At 41.2% G+C, this 17,849-nt stretch carries 14 protein-coding genes; 2 read left to right on the plus strand and 12 right to left on the minus strand.

Annotation, left to right across the window (positions count from 1 at the left end; genetic code table 11):
- Nucleotides 1-86: 86 nt before the first annotated feature.
- The 7 genes from pknB to HXT56_RS05650 are packed head-to-tail and all read right to left on the minus strand — an operon-like array spanning nucleotide 87 to nucleotide 8,943.
- Nucleotides 87-2,123, minus strand: coding sequence for a Stk1 family PASTA domain-containing Ser/Thr kinase (gene pknB, locus HXT56_RS05620; RefSeq protein ID WP_250309744.1), 2,037 nt, complete (start codon nucleotides 2,121-2,123; stop codon nucleotides 87-89).
- Nucleotides 2,120-3,082, minus strand: a complete 963-nt coding sequence (locus tag HXT56_RS05625) for a serine/threonine-protein kinase (RefSeq protein ID WP_421777986.1) — start codon at nucleotides 3,080-3,082, stop codon at nucleotides 2,120-2,122. The genes pknB and HXT56_RS05625 overlap by 4 nt, the downstream gene beginning before the upstream one ends.
- Nucleotides 3,079-4,545: a peptidoglycan D,D-transpeptidase FtsI family protein gene (locus tag HXT56_RS05630; protein WP_421777987.1), complete on the minus strand. Its 1,467-nt coding sequence runs from the start codon at nucleotides 4,543-4,545 to the stop codon at nucleotides 3,079-3,081. The genes HXT56_RS05625 and HXT56_RS05630 overlap by 4 nt, the downstream gene beginning before the upstream one ends.
- Nucleotides 4,538-6,001, minus strand: a complete 1,464-nt coding sequence (locus tag HXT56_RS05635) for an FtsW/RodA/SpoVE family cell cycle protein (RefSeq protein WP_250309743.1) — start codon at nucleotides 5,999-6,001, stop codon at nucleotides 4,538-4,540. Before HXT56_RS05635 ends, HXT56_RS05630 begins: the two co-directional genes overlap by 8 nt.
- Nucleotides 5,998-7,668 carry a PP2C family protein-serine/threonine phosphatase gene (locus HXT56_RS05640; RefSeq protein WP_250309742.1) on the minus strand — a complete coding sequence of 557 codons (1,671 nt, stop codon included), beginning with the start codon at nucleotides 7,666-7,668 and terminating at the stop codon, nucleotides 5,998-6,000. Before HXT56_RS05640 ends, HXT56_RS05635 begins: the two co-directional genes overlap by 4 nt.
- A 4-nt stretch (nucleotides 7,669-7,672) precedes the next feature.
- Nucleotides 7,673-8,209: an FHA domain-containing protein FhaB/FipA gene (locus tag HXT56_RS05645; protein WP_116712463.1), complete on the minus strand. Its 537-nt coding sequence runs from the start codon at nucleotides 8,207-8,209 to the stop codon at nucleotides 7,673-7,675.
- A 32-nt stretch (nucleotides 8,210-8,241) separates the two neighbouring features.
- A complete protein-coding gene (locus tag HXT56_RS05650; protein ID WP_250309741.1) occupies nucleotides 8,242-8,943 on the minus strand; it encodes an FhaA domain-containing protein in 702 nt (233 codons plus the stop codon).
- Between the two features lie 154 nt (nucleotides 8,944-9,097).
- Between HXT56_RS05650 and HXT56_RS05655 the strand changes: the two genes are divergently transcribed.
- Together HXT56_RS05655 and mscL are read left to right on the plus strand one after the other, a co-directional pair.
- Nucleotides 9,098-9,841, plus strand: a complete 744-nt coding sequence (locus HXT56_RS05655) for a phosphatase PAP2 family protein (RefSeq protein WP_421777988.1) — start codon at nucleotides 9,098-9,100, stop codon at nucleotides 9,839-9,841.
- Nucleotides 9,842-9,845: 4 nt separating this feature from the next.
- Nucleotides 9,846-10,256, plus strand: coding sequence for a large conductance mechanosensitive channel protein MscL (mscL, locus tag HXT56_RS05660; RefSeq protein WP_116712461.1), 411 nt, complete (start codon nucleotides 9,846-9,848; stop codon nucleotides 10,254-10,256).
- 81 nt (nucleotides 10,257-10,337) lie between these two features.
- Here mscL and HXT56_RS05665 read toward each other — a convergent pair whose 3' ends face one another.
- The 5 genes from HXT56_RS05665 to recF form a co-directional block, all read right to left on the minus strand.
- Nucleotides 10,338-10,952 (minus strand): DUF3566 domain-containing protein, encoded by a 615-nt coding sequence (locus HXT56_RS05665; protein ID WP_421778503.1) that lies wholly within the window; start codon nucleotides 10,950-10,952, stop codon nucleotides 10,338-10,340.
- Nucleotides 10,953-11,133: 181 nt separating this feature from the next.
- On the minus strand, nucleotides 11,134-13,803 hold the full coding sequence (gene gyrA, locus HXT56_RS05670) for a DNA gyrase subunit A (RefSeq protein ID WP_421777989.1): 2,670 nt from the start codon (nucleotides 13,801-13,803) through the stop codon (nucleotides 11,134-11,136).
- Between the two features lie 70 nt (nucleotides 13,804-13,873).
- The gene (gene gyrB / locus HXT56_RS05675) at nucleotides 13,874-15,949 is read right to left on the minus strand and encodes a DNA topoisomerase (ATP-hydrolyzing) subunit B (protein ID WP_421778504.1); all 2,076 of its coding nucleotides are present in this window, start codon (nucleotides 15,947-15,949) and stop codon (nucleotides 13,874-13,876) included.
- 164 nt (nucleotides 15,950-16,113) lie between these two features.
- Entirely contained in the window at nucleotides 16,114-16,578 is a 465-nt protein-coding gene (locus HXT56_RS05680; protein ID WP_116712458.1) for a DUF721 domain-containing protein, read from the minus strand.
- The gene (recF, locus tag HXT56_RS05685; RefSeq protein ID WP_421777990.1) at nucleotides 16,575-17,801 is read right to left on the minus strand and encodes a DNA replication/repair protein RecF; all 1,227 of its coding nucleotides are present in this window, start codon (nucleotides 17,799-17,801) and stop codon (nucleotides 16,575-16,577) included. Before recF ends, HXT56_RS05680 begins: the two co-directional genes overlap by 4 nt.
- Nucleotides 17,802-17,849: the final 48 nt, after the last annotated feature.

The following is a 17,849-nucleotide window of genomic DNA, read 5'->3' on the forward strand; positions in this document are numbered from 1 at the left end:
ATAATCTTCCTACTCACCGTTTCATAAAACAGTTCTTTACCACCATACGAAACTTGGTGAGTAGGTTTCAACCTGTAACAATGAACTTAATTATTTTTTGCTGGAGCATCCGTCGTATCTGTTGGAGATGGAATACTACTTGCGCTAGCTCGTGTAGTTAAAGTAATCGCAGAACCTTTATCCACCTTGTTCCCGGATTCTTCTGACATTCCCGTAACAATGTCATCATCCTTGGCAATGGAATCAGATACCACTCGCAAACCCTTAGCTTCAAGTATCTTCTTAGCTTGCTTAAAGGTTATATTACCAACGTCAATGCGAGGCACTTCCACCTTTGGCGAACCTTGAGACACATACACAGTGATGGAGCTATGCGGTTTAACTGACGTTCCGGATGCAGGATTGATGCGCGTCACATTATCTTCAGGCACACTATCTGAATCCTCTTTCACAATATCCGCAGTAAAACCAAGATTTTGCAACTGACTTACTACAATATCCTTACTTTGACCAACAAGACCATCAGGAATCTTCGTTAAACCAGAAGCTATATACAGCGTAATAGGCGTTCCCTTATCTGCGAAGGAATCAGCATCAGGATCGGTACGCGTTACATGATTCTTTTTCACTTCGGAACTATCTTCAACGCGAACGCTTGCAATCTTAAAACCGGCGTGCTCAAGAATCTTACGAGCTTCTTCTTGAGATTTTCCGCTTACATCAGGAACGCGCGACGATTGCGGTCCCACAGAGAACCACACGGTAACCTTAGAACCAGAAGCTACACGCTCACCGCCACGCGGAGACTGCTTAGTAAAAGTACCTTCTGGTTGTGATGAGCGGTCATCTTCACGAATATCTGGTACCAATCCGAGTGCACGCAACTTTTCTCGAGCAGCATCCTGCGTAGTTGTTTCCATAAAGGTTGGCACAACAACGTCACCAGCCATACGACTGCGATTCAGCATAAACAGTATGCCGACAAGTACTAGAAGTGCTACTACAACTGCGGAAATAGAGCCTATTACTACATGCTTACGTCGTTTAGCTTGCATAGTAGCACGTTGAGCCGCTCTTGTACTCGGTTCGAAAGAAGCAACATTCGAGTTTTCAAACTGGCCCGTAATAGGATTAAATGACTGCGTTGCCGCAACATCTTCTACGCCCATGGCTTGTGTTGCTGCATTCTGCTCAGCCTGCTTGCGAGCTTTCATATTAGCTAAATCAGTCAGAGGATTAAACGCAGCGGCAACCGGTACTCCACCGTTCATAAACGCTAAAATATCGTTTTTAAATTCTGCGGCTGTAGCATAACGATTCTGACGATCCTTTGCCATAGCTTTAGCACAAATCTTGTCCCACATAACAGGCATTCCTGGCACAAGCGTACTCAGCGGAGTTGCAACTTCAGACACGTGCTGATATGCAATAGACACTGCGGAATCTCCAATAAATGGAGGTCGTCCAGTGAGCATCTCATACAATACGCACCCCGCAGAATACAAATCGGAACGCATATCCACTTGTTCGCCGCGAGCCTGTTCTGGCGACAAATATTGCGCCGTTCCCACAACACCCTGCGATTGCGTCATAGTAGTTGCGGAATCATCCAACGCACGCGCAATACCGAAGTCCATCACCTTCACCATGCCTTGCTCGGAAATCATAATATTTCCAGGCTTAATATCACGGTGAATAATTCCCATGTGATGCGAATATTCCAGAGCATTTAGCACGCCCAACATGACTTGTTCAGCGTCACGTTGGCTTAATGCCCCATTCATCTTCAAAATATCGCGCAGCGTTTTACCTTTAATGTATTCCATTACCAAATACGGAAGGCGCTCTTCTGTACCATTTTCTGCAATGACAGATTCTTCCCCGGAATCGTAAATATTTACAATATTAGGATTGTTCATTTGCGCAATCGCGTGTGCTTCCCTGCGGAATCTTGAAAGGAAGATTTCATCATTTGCCAGGTCAGAACGCATAATTTTTACAGCAACGGTACGTCCCAAGCGCTTATCTACTGCGACTCGCACCTCCGCCATGCCGCCGCGGCCGATAAGTTCACCTAATTCATATCGGCCATTCGCTAATGAGGTTGGCATTGTCGTACTCATTGCTGCTCCTTGCGATTATTGGTATTAAAAATATTAATAATATTAACTTGTGTTTGTGGCATGCTTTTAATACATCGTACCTGTTTAGGAACGGTAGTAATCATTCCTGTTGTGTTATTAAAAGCTGTTTGTTGATCAAGAAGTCTGCGTTCAATGCGCGATAATACTTTTGAAACAACAAGCGCGTCTTTTGGACGATCTTGAGGATCTTTTGCAAGCATAGACATAACAAACTGTCTTAATTGCAAATCAACTGTCTTCGGCAAAGGTGGCACAGGATCATTCACATGAGCAGCCGCAATATCTACGGGAGTGGCTCCCGTAAACGGCCTATGTCCGCATAATCCTTCATAAGCTACAACGCCTAACGAGTAAATATCGGATTGTGCAGTTGCTTGTTCTCCCTGGGCTTGTTCAGGAGAAATATATTGTGCAGTTCCTACTACCATGCCGTCTTGCGTAATCTGCTCTTGATCGTTTGAATAGGACACACCAAAGTCTGTTATTTTAACATTTCCAGTATCTGAAACCATAATATTTGCAGGCTTTACATCGCGATGAATAACACCGTGAGAATGTGCTACAAAAAGACCACGCGCTGTTTGAATAAGAATAGGAAGCAGTCTAGTAGGTTCTATAACTTTCTCTTTATGATACAAGTCTGCCAACGATTTACTTGGCACATATTCCATAATGAGGAAGCCAATTCCATCGTGCTCATAGTAATCAAATAAGGCTGCAATATTAGGATGCGCAAGGTTCGCAGAATTGTGCGCTTCAGCACGAAGACGACGTAACTTCGCTTCAACGTTTGAAGTATCAGTGCGCAACGCTTTAATGGCTACAATCCTGCCAAGCTGAATATCGAAGCCCTTCCAAACTTCTCCCATGCCGCCTTGTGCAAGACGACAGTCGAGACGATAACGATGATGAACTAACTGTCCTTCAACGAGTTTCATTGGGTAAGCGCCTCCTTCATCACTTGTCGCATAATTGGTCCTGCAACGTAGGTACCAAAAGTTGTTGCGTTATGAACGACTACTGCTATAGCTATTTTAGGATCTTCCGCGGGGGCAAATCCAATAACCCAACCATTTGCCGCCTGATTATACATTCCAATCTGTGCTGTACCAGTTTTCGCAGCAACGTGAATATTTGGTAAGGAAAGATTCATATTTTCTTTCGTGACCACAGCTTGCATCATAGTAGATAATTTAGCAGCATTATCAGCACTCATCGCCTGATTCATAACAGTCGGCTTTGTTTGTGATAACACAGACAAATCACTAGATCTAACACAGTCAACAAGAGTAGGTTTCATAAGGGTACCATTATTAGCGATAGCTGCAGCAACCATAGCGTTTTGCAGAGGAGTTAATTTAGCGTCACCTTGACCTATAGATTCCAGCGCTAATTTGTCAGGAGTTGGTTTCAGTGAGAATGTAGAGCTTACTGCGCGAAGAGGGAATCCTGTAGAGTCAGAACCATCTATTGTTGGAGAATCAAAGAATCCAAACTTTTTTGCTTGTTTTACCAACGCATCAACACCCAAAGCATTACCTAACTGTGCAAAAGCAGTATTAGAGGAGTAAGCTAAAGCATCTTCAAAGGAAATTTGTCCGTTCACTCCATTTCCTTGCGGACCAACATTAGTTAAAGCGGCACTTGTTCCAGGAAGAGTATAGCTTACTCCGGCAGGAATTAACGTATTTGGTTGATATTTTCCGGACTCTAAAGCTGCGGCTGCAACAACCGTTTTAAACGTGGATCCTGGAGCATAAAGTTCGGAAATAGTGCGGTTTAGCATAGGATTCGCTATATCAGAAGTAATCTGTTCATACGAATTATTAACAGCATTAATATTGTGCAGAGCAAGAATATTCGGATCGTAACTTGGAGTGCTCACCATTGCGCGAATTCTTCCAGTTTTCGGCTCAATGGCAACTAAAGCACCGTCTTTGTCTTTAAGAAGATTGTAGGCAAGATTCTGTAAGCGTGAGTCGATAGAAGTTTCAATGGATGCTCCACGGTTAGCAACACCAGTAAACAGAGAACGAAATCTTTGCCAGAATAATGCGTCAGACTCACCACTCAGCAGGCTGTTACGCGACGCTTCAATGCCTCGATCAGCTCGCTGACTAATGGAGAAATACCCAGTAATTGGCGCATATACTGGACCATTAGCGTATTGTCTTTGATATACAAAAGCATCTTTTGAAGGATCAGATTTTGCTATAACAGTACCGTCAGCAGTAAGAATTGCACCTCGCGGCGCACCAAATTCATGATACAAAGCTCTTCTATTGCGTGGATCAGCATTTAATGCATTCGCATGAATAGCAGTAATAATAGTACTTGAAATTCCTAAAATTATAAACAGCACAACTACTGCAGTAAACAGTTCTCTCAGACTTTTATTCATGAATCTCACCTCGCTTCTCCGCTGAAACGACTGACGAAGTGCTATTCTCTTTGTAATCATTCTTTTCGGAGGACGTTTGGGCACGCTCTTGTAACTCTCGTTCCCTCAACGCAGCTAACGCTTCATATTGGAAAGTATCAGAAACGACAGTAGATTCAGGCTTGTTTGCTGCGTGAGAAATAACAATAAGTAAGGCTGCAAGCAAATAATTTGCTACCAGCGAAGATCCTCCAGCTGCCATATATGGCATAGTTAAACCAGTGAGCGGAATAACCAACGTAATACCACCAACAACGGTAAAAACTTGAAATGCCATAGTAAAAACAAGTCCGGATGCCAACAGCTTGCCGAAACCATCTTTAATTTTCATTGCTGTAATCATGCCGGAAGCAATAATAATTAAATACAGCACAAGAACAGCAAGAAGACCTGTAAGACCAAGTTCTTCACCAACGGAAGCATAAATAAAATCTGAATTAGCTAACGGTGTTAACGAAGGGTGTCCTTGACCTAAACCAGTTCCCGTTGTACCTCCTGCAGCTAATCCAAATAATCCTGATACAATTTGTGCAGATCCGCCAGGGAAACGGTTATATATGGCGTTATCAAATGGGTGAAGCCACGCATCCACACGATACTGCACATGTGCAAATAGTTTTACTGCAACCAAGCATCCTACAATAAAGGCGACGCAACCAATCGCAAGCCATCCCTTGCGTCCTGTTGCCACATACAACATTGACACAAACATAGCAAAGAACATTAATGATGTTCCAAGATCATGCTGAACCACCAGCACACCCATTGAAGCAGCCCATACTAACGCAATAGGACCAGTATCTTTCAAACGTGGCAAGTGAACGCCTAATACTTTGTTTCCACCTACAGCAAGACGATCACGATGATTAAACAAGTACGCAGCAAAGAAGAAAGCAAGGAATAATTTAGCAAATTCCCCAGGTTGAATAGTGTGATTGCCAAAACCTATCCAAATCCTAGCCCCACCAATTTCCTTACCTAAGCCCGGAATCATAGGTGAAAGCAGTAGTAGTAAGCCAATCACCATGTTGACGTACGAGAAACGTCTAAGTATACGATAATCTTGTAAAACTATTACAAAAATAATTGATAATACTAGTGCTACACAAACCCACACTAATTGTTTCATAGCAACGTTGGTATTGTTTTGCCGATCAATCCTAGCGATAAGAACGGTTCCAATAGCGGTGAGTAGCATAATACACGGCAATATGGCTTGGCTGGCATACGGTTGTTTTACTAGTAATACGCTCCAAAATACTAGGAATAATAGCACTACCAAGCACAGCATAACTACATAGTTGCTTGATACGTAGCCGTCTATTCGGAAGAACATTTGTAAGAATGCCATGCACGAAAGTAAGGTTGCAAAAAGAAGAAGCGCCATTTGACGTATACGCGTAACAATCATACTCATGAGGTTTTACCCTCCTGTCCCGCGTTATCGTGATTCTTATTTTGCTGTGAACGAACAACTTTCTTCTGTTGTTCTTCACGTCGCTTTTCTTGTGCTCTTGCACGCATTTCTCGAAGAATTAGAGCAGCATGACCACGGGCTTCAGCTAAACTGCCAAAACTGATGCCTTCACGCAACTGTTCTTGCCAAGACTTATCAAGTTTTTTTACACGAATATTAGTTGATTCAACTTCGTGAGATAAAGCAATGCCAAAGATATTTGTTGGTACACCTTGATAGATAACAACACGATCATTACCTTCACCAATGTAATACTGGGTTTGTGTCCACGCATACACACCATAACCGGCGGCGGACACAATTAGCAGACCTAGTAATACTGCTAAGGCAATTCCAATACGCGTCCAACGCCTACGTAAAGAGTGTGCGCGATGAGCCTCATCTTGCTCATGTTTCATAGCACGAGCTACATCCGGATCATGCGGATCTGTAGAAGTTTTACCATTTTTCTTAGTTACTATAGGAATTTCGTGAGTATCAGGATTATGCAACTCACCAGCTTCTTCTCGAATGTGAGAAGGCTGAACAATTCTTGTCACAGTAGTTGTTACATCCGAATTTTCGTCATGATTGTTATCTGCATTTTGAACTAAAGCAGCTGCACGCTGAGCTGGAGAATTTTTATCTTCTCTTAAAGCAGGAGATGCAGCAACAGCTTTGTTAATAATATCCGCTATTGATTCAAGATCTTGGCTTGCTGCCCCACCAATAAGTGGAGTTTGATGTGGTAAATCAAAAGCATCAGCATCAAGCGCCAACGTTGCATCAGCAATAACAGCAGTAACATTATCAGTGCTACCAGCCCGAAGAGCCATGGCAACTAACTTCTGTGCGCACTCTTCCTGATTAGAAACAGTGCTCATTACATCTTGTATAGTTGAGTCTTCAAGCACCCCACATAATCCATCCGAACACAACAGCCAACGATCAGAAGGATGAGCCATTCGTAAAGCAATATCAGGACGTGGATCAATATCAAAATCTCCCAAAACGCGCATTACAACATTGCGTTGAGGATGATTACGCGCTTCCTCAGGAGTGATATGTCCCATATCAATAAGATGTTGAACGTAGCTATGATCCGTTGTCATACGTATAAGATGATTATCTCTTAACAAATATGCTCTCGAATCACCTAAGTGCGCAAGTACCCAATATCCACAAACTAGCGTTACTGCGGTAACAGTGGTTCCCATTCCTGCAAGTCGGCGTTCTCTTTTAGCTTTACCAACAATGGCATCGTGAGCTGCCATAATAGATGTTTCCATCATTGCAGACACAGTTTTTATATCGTGTGGTCTTGAATCCTGCTCAATATGCGCGAGAGAACGAATGGCAATAGTGGAAGCAGTATCTCCTCCGGCATGACCTCCCATACCGTCACAAATAGCAGCCAAATGTTCACCAGCAAATGCGGAATCTTGATTGTTGCTTCGTACAGTTCCTACATCGCTCACTGCCGTAGCATACATAAACAGTATTTTTCCAACAGGTTCCACATAATCGGTTTGTTTGGAAACTTCGGATTGTATTGGCTGGATGTTGAGTTGCTCATTCATTTTCTCAACTTGCGTTTGAGAATCAGCGTTTGAATTGGATTGTGCCATATACTTACCTCAATTCAAACATGGTTGCGCCTATGCGTACCGAAGTACGAGGTTGCAACACTACAGGTTCGCTTACACGAGTATGGCCAATCATAGTCCCGTTAGTGCTACCTAAGTCTTCAAGAACCCATGCGTGAACAGTTTGATTAAAGTACACGCGTGCATGGTGAGATGACACAAACTCATCATTTAATACGACAGTGTTGGAAGCAGCACGACCTAATGTAATGCCAGCAGCATTCAAAGGGAATGATGATCCAGCTAGCGGTCCATCAATAACAACGAGCAATGTAGGTTCCATTCCAGAATTTTCCGGAGCTGTAGAAGTTGAAACAGCCTGAGGAACCTGTAACTGTGCAGATGAAGGTGAAATTATCTCATGCGGTGAACGTCGAGATTTTTTATTCCAAAAATGGGATTTTTTAGGACTAAAAATTTCAATATCACAGCGAAGTGAACGAATAGCGCACCACACAAAAACCCATAGTAAGGCAAGAAAACCATACTTGAGTATTGCGAACGTTAATTCAGTGAACATCATGTGCGGTACGTCTCCTCAGTCAGAAATACTTACTACTCCTGGTCTTGAGACGATGCCCAATAAAGAATACGCGTACGTCCAATAGTGATCGTGTTACCGTCGACTAATGTTGCTGCAGGAACCTGATGTCCCTCTACATACGTGCCGTTGGTGGAACCGAGATCGCGAGCAATAACACCATCAGGGGTGATATCAATACCGAGATGATGACGAGAAATGCCTGGATCATCAATAACAATGTCACATCCAGATCCACGACCTAAAATAGTGCGTTCCTTGGTGAGCAAATATTGGTTTCCATTAATCTCCAACATAGGATGATTCTGTTGTTGATTATCAGTGGTGACAGGTACAGCGTTTCCTTGTACTGATTCGGAAGTTAAGTGGAAGTTACCTTTGGTTAACTCTAAATCTTCCTCAAAAATAACAACTACAGGTCCAACGAATGCGTAATGCTGACTTTTTGCATATTGCGTAAGATTGTCGGCAAGTTCATTAGCTAACGCTTCACTACCCCATTGTTCAATGTGATCAAAATCCGGTGTGCTCAACTTAAAACGATATTCATTAGGAGCAACAGTGTGATCACGCCCAATAGGCATGGCTTCAGCATCAATTTCACGTTCCAAAGCACTCGAAAAATCAACTGGCTGCAAATCTTTAGAGCCGAATTTTGCGAAGACGCCGTTCATTGCACCTTCCACGCTCTTCTCAAATCGGTCAAGCACACTCATGGTAAACCCTTTCTATCTGTTCATCATAGTACTCGTCACCGGGTACGGTGTTCAACTCTCACATTACATGTTTTATACTTATACTCTATTTTTTACTTTTACTTCCACAAGATTAGCGTGCGTGTACGTTATTGTGCGTGTACTCTTAACAATTATGACGCAAAAAAATAACAGCAATCATGGCGGATTGTTGGCACTAGCACACAATACCGCTACTATTTTTACCATAATACTTGCTCTTGTTGTACCTTGTTTTGGTAAGGCTTTTCTTGTGACAAGTAAGGAGCGCGCTTACGAAAGCACAATTGTTGCTTGGTTTCATAATAGCGTTCCTTCATTTTTACTTACTTTTTCCAAAATTATTGCAGTAGTGTTTTCTACTAAAGGTTGCTTAATAATTTTACTTTTACTTGCCATAACTTCTTGGTTTATAAGTAGAAATTGGAAGATTACGCTTATTCAACTTTTTATTTCCTTAATTCCTATGGTTTATATTTTTGCGGTGAAATTTGCCGTTCATCGTCCTAGACCATATATAGGTCTAAAAATTAGCGTTCCTTCAGATCCAAGTTTTCCTAGTGGACACACTTCGGCAGCGGTTGCAGTGTGTGTGATGGCTATGCTCATTGTTTATATGGTTAAACCAGCTTTTATTCAGATTGGACTTCTTTTTAGCGCAGTATTAGTTGTTATTGTTGCTATTTCACGACTTATTGTTGCTGCACATTTTCCAACTGACGTATTAACTGCTGCAATCATGTATCCTTTGCTTTCTATTTCCGTATTACGATCGTGTCAACGTCACCACTTGTATGTTGATCTTAGAGAAAATACGGAAGATACAGATATAAATACTGAAGATACAGATATAACAGAATTATCCTCAACAATGGAGTAATACAATGATGGATGGTTTTAAAAAGTTTATTTTACGTGGCAGCGTTATTGATATGGCTGTCGGTGTTGTTATGGGCAGTGCTGTTACTGCTGTAGTAACAGCAATAGTAAAACATATTATTAATCCTCTTATTGCAATGATTTGTGGAAAGACGGAACTTGATGGAGTACTTACTGTCACATTGAATGGCGCCACTATTTCTTTTGGAGCAGTAATTGGAGCTTTACTTAACTTCCTTATTATTGCCACTGCAGTTTATTTCTGCATAGTTATTCCTATTAATAAGTTGCGTGAGCTTGGCGTCAATTTGTTACAAATTGAACACGAAAAAACTGAGGAAGAAAAACGCAAAGAACGCGAAGAAAAAACTATTCAACTTTTGCAAGATATTCGCGATGAAATAGCTCGTCGTTAACATATATTTGCTTTTTAAATATTGTGTCCCCGCTCATAAAATTATGAACGGGGACACATCATATTTATTTTGTCAGTAGTATTAATCATCACCTAGTGTGATGTGAATACCACCTACAAGAGATCCGACAACGTTATAAAGCAGCGCAATAATTGCCGAAAGTATAGTTACAATAACGATTTCGACAATAGAGAAAATTGTTACAGCACTTAATACCGTTGGCAAAGAAAACACGTCTGCAAGATTAAAACCGTTACTATCCAATCCGGTTGAAGACACGATTTGTGTTACCTGATCAAATACACCTACCATATTCAAGAATAGCCATACTAATCCTGCTGCAATAACTTGAATAATTCCACCTGCAACGCTGAGTAAAAATGTAACTTTTGCAACAGACCATGCATCAACGCGAACTAGAGAGAGACTCATACGCCTTGCACGCGGGGTTCGACTAGATTTTGCTGAATTATGAGCCTGATTGTTTAGATTATTAGATGCAGTTCCACCAACAGTACGACGTGAAGCATAGCTGCTGCTCACCCGTCCTGAAGTTGAAGGATTTTCTTTAGCAATATTCCCCAACGATGAAAGATACATCCCGCCGTTAGACTTGTTTTCTTTATTATCCTCGATGTACGCACCTTCTGCAGAAGGAACGTGCTGTTCTGCAAATTCTTCTTCATTTTCCGAAATAATTGCAGATTTTTCACTCATATTGGTTGGATGCGATGGCTCAAAATTTTCGCTCATCTCAGTGTTCCTTCTCTTACTATATTTCGTACAATCAGTGTCATTATATCAATGAGAGTACCAATAAAAACGGACTATAAACGCTCTCATGGTACTCTCATTTATTCTTTTTTATTATTAAATTTTATTCCTCAGCGTATGTAGTTTCTGCAGGATCTTGTATATTATCCGCATTTGCTTCATTTAGTTGAGTTGTTACTTCATCTGTTTGATGATCGTCATCAGTTTCTTCATTGCGAGCAATGGAAATGATTTCGTCACCATTATCTGGCTTTGCTAAAGTTACGCCTTGAGTAGTTCGTCCCGTACGTTTCACTTCGTTTACGTTGGAACGAATTACTTTGCCTGACTTCATAATTGCCATTACTTGATCTGTTTCTTCAACAATTAATGCGCCAACTAATGAACCACGACCTTCTGCAAGTTGTACAGCTTTCACACCGTAACCGTTTCTGCCTTGCAAACGATACTCTTCAATAGCAGTTCGCTTAGCAAATCCTTCATTAGTAACTACAAGAAGATCTTTACTAGTTTCTGCAGCAACAACGTCCATGTCGAGCAATTCGTCACCTTCACGGAATCGCATGCCTTGAACGCCAGCAGTTTGGCGACCCATTGGTCGAAGCTGTTCATCATCTGCTCTAAACTTCAGACTCATGCCGAGCTTAGAAACAAGAATAATGTCGTCTTCTGGATTGCACAATGCTGCACCAATAAGCTCGTCAGAAGGCTCACCAGTTGTTTCATCTGCCATTAAACGAACTGCAATTAAACCGCCTTGACGTGGAGAATCGTATTCTTGCAAAGCTGTTTTCTTAACTTTACCCGAGCGAGTTGCAAGTACAAGATATTTTGCTACATCATAATTTTCGATTGAAAGCACTGCTTGAATTGTTTCTCCAGGAGTAAATTGCAGAAGATTTGCAACATGCTGACCTTTAGAATCGCGCGATCCTTCTGGAAGTTCATAAGCTTTCAAACGATAAACTCGACCACGATTGGTAAAGAAGAGAAGCCAATTATGTGTGGATGTGAGGAAGAAGTGATCTACTACATCATCTTCACGAAGCTTAGCGCCTTTAATACCTTTACCACCGCGATGTTGAGCACGATACTCGTCTGCTTTTGTACGCTTAATGTAGCCTGCTCGAGTAACTGTTACAACAACGTTTTCTTCCGCAATAAGATCCTCAACGTTCATCTCACCAGAGAATGGAAGAATCTTTGTTCTACGTTCGTCACCATATTTAGCAACAATTTCGTCAAGTTCATCACCTACGATTGTGCGCTGACGTTCTGGACTTGCCAAAATATCGTTGTAATCAGCAATTTTTCGCATTAATTCTTCGTGTTCGTCGAGAATTTTCTGACGTTCCAAAGCCGCAAGCCTACGAAGTTGCATTGCAAGAATTGCGTCTGCTTGAACTTCATCGACATCGAGCAAATCCATCAATCCTGTGCGAGCAGTATCAACATCTTTAGACGCACGAATTAAAGCAACAACTTCATCAATCATATCCAAGGCTTTCAAATAGCCTTGCAAAATATGGTCGCGCTCTTCGGCTTCACGCTTTAAGTAACGTGTACGACGATCAATAACTTCAAGCTGATGAGCTACCCAGTGGCGTATAAACGCATCCAAACTCAAAGTTCTAGGCACTCCATCAACCAAAGCAAGCATGTTTGCACCAAAAGTTTGTTGCAACTGCGAATGCTTATACAAGTTATTTAAAACAACTTTTGGAACAGCATCTCTCTTAAGAACAAGTACCAAACGCTGACCAGTACGACCAGACGTTTCGTCTCGCATATCAGCAATGCCTTGAATCTTGCCGTCACGTACAGCTTCCCTAATAGAAGCAGCAAGACGGTCAGGATTTACCTGGTATGGAAGCTCGGTTACAACCAAGCACATACGTCCCTTTATTTCCTCAGTATTAACTACTGCACGCATGGTGATTAAGCCGCGGCCAGTACGATAAGCCTGCTCAATTCCTTTGTGACCTAAAATTGTTGCTCCAGTAGGAAAATCAGGTCCTTTAATGCGCTGAATTAATGCTTCAAGAAGTTCTTCTTTACTAGCATCTGGATGTTCCAAAGCCCAGTGCACACCATCAGCCACTTCACGCATATTATGAGGTGGAATATTTGTTGCCATACCAACAGCAATACCTGCGGAACCATTTACTAGGAGGTTAGGGAATCGTGCTGGAAGAACTGTAGGCTCTTGCGTTTTACCATCATAATTTGGCAGAAAATCGACGGTATCTTTATCAATATCACGCACCATTTCCATAGCCAAAGGTGCCATACGACATTCTGTATAACGCATTGCTGCTGCAGGATCGTCACCAGGGGAACCAAAGTTTCCTTGACCATCGACGAGCATATAACGCATAGACCAAGACTGAGCCATACGTACCAAAGTGTCATAAATAGCAGAATCACCATGAGGATGATACTTACCCATAACGTCGCCCACGACGCGGGAACACTTGTTATATCCACGATCAGGCCTATATCCGCCGTCATACATGGCATAAATAACGCGGCGGTGTACTGGTTTCAAACCGTCACGAACATCTGGCAAAGCTCGCTCAATAATAACTGACAAAGCATAAGCCAAGTAGGATTCTCGCATTTCCTGTTGCAAATCCATGTGCTTTACGCGAGCACCCTTCATTAAGCCATAATCAGTATTATCTGATTCCTGTGGGCTTTGCGGTTCCATTGAACCATCTGGCAGTTGATCTCGTTTTTCGCCATCATTAGCGGCATTTATTTCGTCTACCACTGCAATTCCTTTGTATTTTTATACGTTTAACGTTCTATCTGGCTATATTTTCTAAGAATAAATCTCATACTTAAGCATCAATAAATCGTGCATCATGAGCATTTCGTTGAATAAAGAGTCGTCGTGGCTCTACTTCGTCGCCCATAAGCATGGAGAAGGTTTCATCAGCACGAGCAGCATCTTCAATATGAATTTGCTTCAAAATGCGATGTTCAGGATCCATAGTGGTTTCCCACAACTCCTGATAACTCATCTCACCCAAGCCCTTATATCGCTGAATACCTTCACCCTTAGGAAGTTGACGACCAGCAGCTTTACCTTCTGCAAGAACGCGATCACGTTCAGCATCTGTATAAACGAAGTCATGTGCTCCCTTACTCCACTTCAAGCGGTACAAAGGTGGCATAGCAACATAAACGTATCCTGCTGTAATCATAGGACGCATGTAGCGGAAGAACAGTGTCAAATTCAAAGTAGCAATATGAGCACCATCAACATCAGCATCAGCCATAATAATAACTTTGTGGTAACGGACCTTGCTTAAATCAAAATCTTCACCATAACCGCCACCAACTGCAGTGATTAAGGATTCAATAGTCTCAGACTTCATCATTCTGTCTATTGATGCACGCTCAGTGTTCAAAATCTTACCGCGCAAAGGCAAAATTGCTTGTGTAATAGGATCTCGACCTTGAATTGCGGAGCCACCTGCAGAATCACCCTCGACGATGAATAATTCACATTCTTCAGGATTACTTGATTGGCAGTCCTTCAACTTATCTGGCATACCAGCAGTTTCAAAAATAGACTTGCGACGAGTATTTTCGCGAGCTTTCTTTGCTGCCAGACGAGCACGAGAAGCTTCCATAGCTTTTTGAATAATATTCTTCGCTTCACTTGGATGAGCATCGAGCCAATCTCCAAGCTTTTCTGTCATAACTCGCTGCACGAAAGTCTTAGCTTCGGAATTTCCAAGTTTTGTCTTAGTCTGACCTTCAAACTGTGGAGTAGTAAGTTTTACTGAAACTACAGCAGTTAGACCTTCACGAACATCGTCACCAGAAAGATTAGTATCTTTTTCTTTTAAGATATTTTTTTCACGAGCATAACGATTAATTAAAGTTGTTAAAGCAGCACGGAAGCCTTCTTCGTGAGTGCCACCTTCAGTAGTTGAAATTGTATTAGCAAAAGTGTGAACTGCTTCTGAATAGGCAACGGTCCACTGCATAGCAATTTCTGCTGAAATACCAATTTCAAGATCTTCAGCTTCAAAATCAATAACATCTTGCTCTACCGGCACAGCCTTACGAGATTTAACTAAATAATCAACGTAATCTTTAATACCGTGCTCATATTGGTAGCTTACGCTTCGATGCTTTGTTTCATCAGTAGACTCATTATCTCCTGCAACTTCGTCTCCAGCTTCATCTGGTTTACGTAAGTCAGTTAAGGAAATCTTCAACCCTTTATTTAGGAAGGCCATCTGCTGGAAGCGAGAACGCAATGTTTCAAAATCGTATGTAGTTGTTTCAAAAATTGCTGCATCCGGCCAGAATGTTACGGACGTACCAGTAGATTCTCCTTCTTTCATTGGCTTACCTTGGGCAAGTGGAGCAGTTGGATGCTGATCTACATACGTTTGTGTCCAGTGGAATCCTTGACGACGGACTTCAATTTCCACACGCGTAGAAAGTGCGTTGACTACAGAAATACCAACACCGTGAAGACCACCGGAAACAGCATAGCCGCCGCCACCAAACTTGCCACCAGCATGCAGCTTAGTCATCACTGTTTCAACACCAGAAACACCTTCGCCTGGAACCTCATCTACTGGTATGCCACGGCCATCATCGACAACGCGAATAGCGTTATCTGGCAAAATTGTTACTTCAATATGCGAAGCATAGCCAGCTAATGCTTCATCTACAGAATTATCTACAATCTCATAAACTAAGTGATGCAAGCCGCGAGGACCGGTAGAACCAATGTACATACCCGGTCGAATACGAACAGCCTCCAAACCTTCGAGAACTCGAAGATCACTAGCATCATAATGTTCAGGAGCAAGTGAATCATCAAGTTGAGCATCATTAAGCTTATGCTCTTCGACAGTATTGTCCATCGAATTATCTTCTGTATTTGTCACCTTAGGTCCCTTCACCATTTTTCACACCAAAAGGCATTAATAAGGTCAACATACGCCAGAAAGCACAAAAAAGGGGATTCTAGCGCTTGAACTATATTACATGACATTCTACACATACATAATGACCTCTCGTCATTAAGAGGCCTTTTCACTATTTTTAATATTTACTTACTTTTCCAAGCACCTAATCCGGTTGTTGTAGGACCAATAACTTTAATTTCTGTAATCTCAATATCGGCAAGATTTTCAGAAATTTTTTTCTTTAATTGAGGAAGTAAATAAGAAAGTTGCGTAGCCCAAACAGCTGATTGCGCACGAATAATAAGTGTTCCATTTCTTATTTGACTAATTTCACAATGTTGAGCAATAACTTCTCCCACCACTTTATTCCAAGAAACACGCAATTTTGCTATAGAAAGCTGCTTATTCCACCTATTTTTAGAAGCAAAAGTTTGTAAAATTCCACCTAATTCAATAGGATCTCTCCCAGGTTTACCAAAATTTTCCCAAGCCTGCTCAGCTCGGTAAGAAAGATCTTCTTTTTTTCTTGCTTTAGCAGAAATTGGTTCAAATATTAATGCCGGTAATTTACGAGTATCTAGCTTAAGAATCTTATACGCAGGTATCATAGTGCATCATTTTCCTGACTGCTGCGTTGGGCTAATATACCTTTTAGTATGGTGGTGTGAAGCGAATTAATATCATCGTCTTGTTGGGATGTTAAATCAGCAACATCAATAATATGATGATTACATAACTCACTATTTTCAATGCTGTTAGGTATATCGCTTATTGAGGAAGTAGTAATAAAAACTTGTCCTTGTTGTTCTGCAAAATTCAAAATTTGTTGACGTCTCTGTTCATCGAGCTGAGCAAAGACATCGTCAAGAATAATAACAGGATTATCACGATTTTTTTCTTCTAATGCTTTGCACAGTGCCATTTTTGCAGCTATAGCAAGTGTCCATGATTCACCATTAGAAGCAAAATCCTTAGCAAGCATAGAATCAAGCATAAAATTGACGTCATCTCGATGAGGACCTATAAGATTGCATCCTCTAGCAAGTTCACCCTCATAAATACGTTGAAAATGCTCACCTATATCTTGTAAAAGTTCATTATGAGAATCGTAACTTTTTAATACTTCTTCAAATGAAGGAGCATATTGTAATATTGCGTTTTCACTATTATTAGTAAGATTTTGAACAAGCTGAGTAAAAGAGTTATTTAATATAGTTACTACTTGATTTCGAGCACGAGTTACAGCAATACCACTTTCAATAAATCTTCCAGTCCAAATTTCTAAACCAGATAGTGAAATATTACGTTCAGAATAAGAATTTTCTCGAATATTTTTTAGTAGTGCAGCACGTTGCTTAGCAATATGACGAAATTCTTGAATAAGCTGTGCATAATTAGGAAGTAATAAAGTTCCCGCCTGATCTAAAAAAGTACGTCTTATATTAGGATCTCCAAAAATAAGAGATTGATCTCGAGGAGTGAAAGAAACCACGGGAAGTAATCCTGCAATTTCTCTCATATATAATGATTTTCCAGAATTAATACGCGCTCTATTGGCACCCTTTATTGAAAGAGTAACTTCGTAAGTAGTATCTTCTTTGTTGGCACACACGTTAATACGTATAGTAGATGTTTCATAACCTCGTGTAACAAGAGGTAAAGTTGAGGAAGTTCTGTGACTGATTCCTGTTCCAACAATTTCTAAGGATTCTACAATATTTGTTTTTCCTAAACCATTATTGCCAAGAATAATATTTATTCCAGGTTGAAAATCACAAATAATATGTTTCCAAGAACGAAAAGTATCAAGGGCAATACGAGAAACAAACACTGTTTTATTACCCTTTCTTTTTACAAAAAACGTGTAATATTAAATATT

It is taken from the genome of Gardnerella nova (assembly GCF_049244055.1).
GTDB lineage: Bacteria > Actinomycetota > Actinomycetes > Actinomycetales > Bifidobacteriaceae > Bifidobacterium > Bifidobacterium vaginale_H.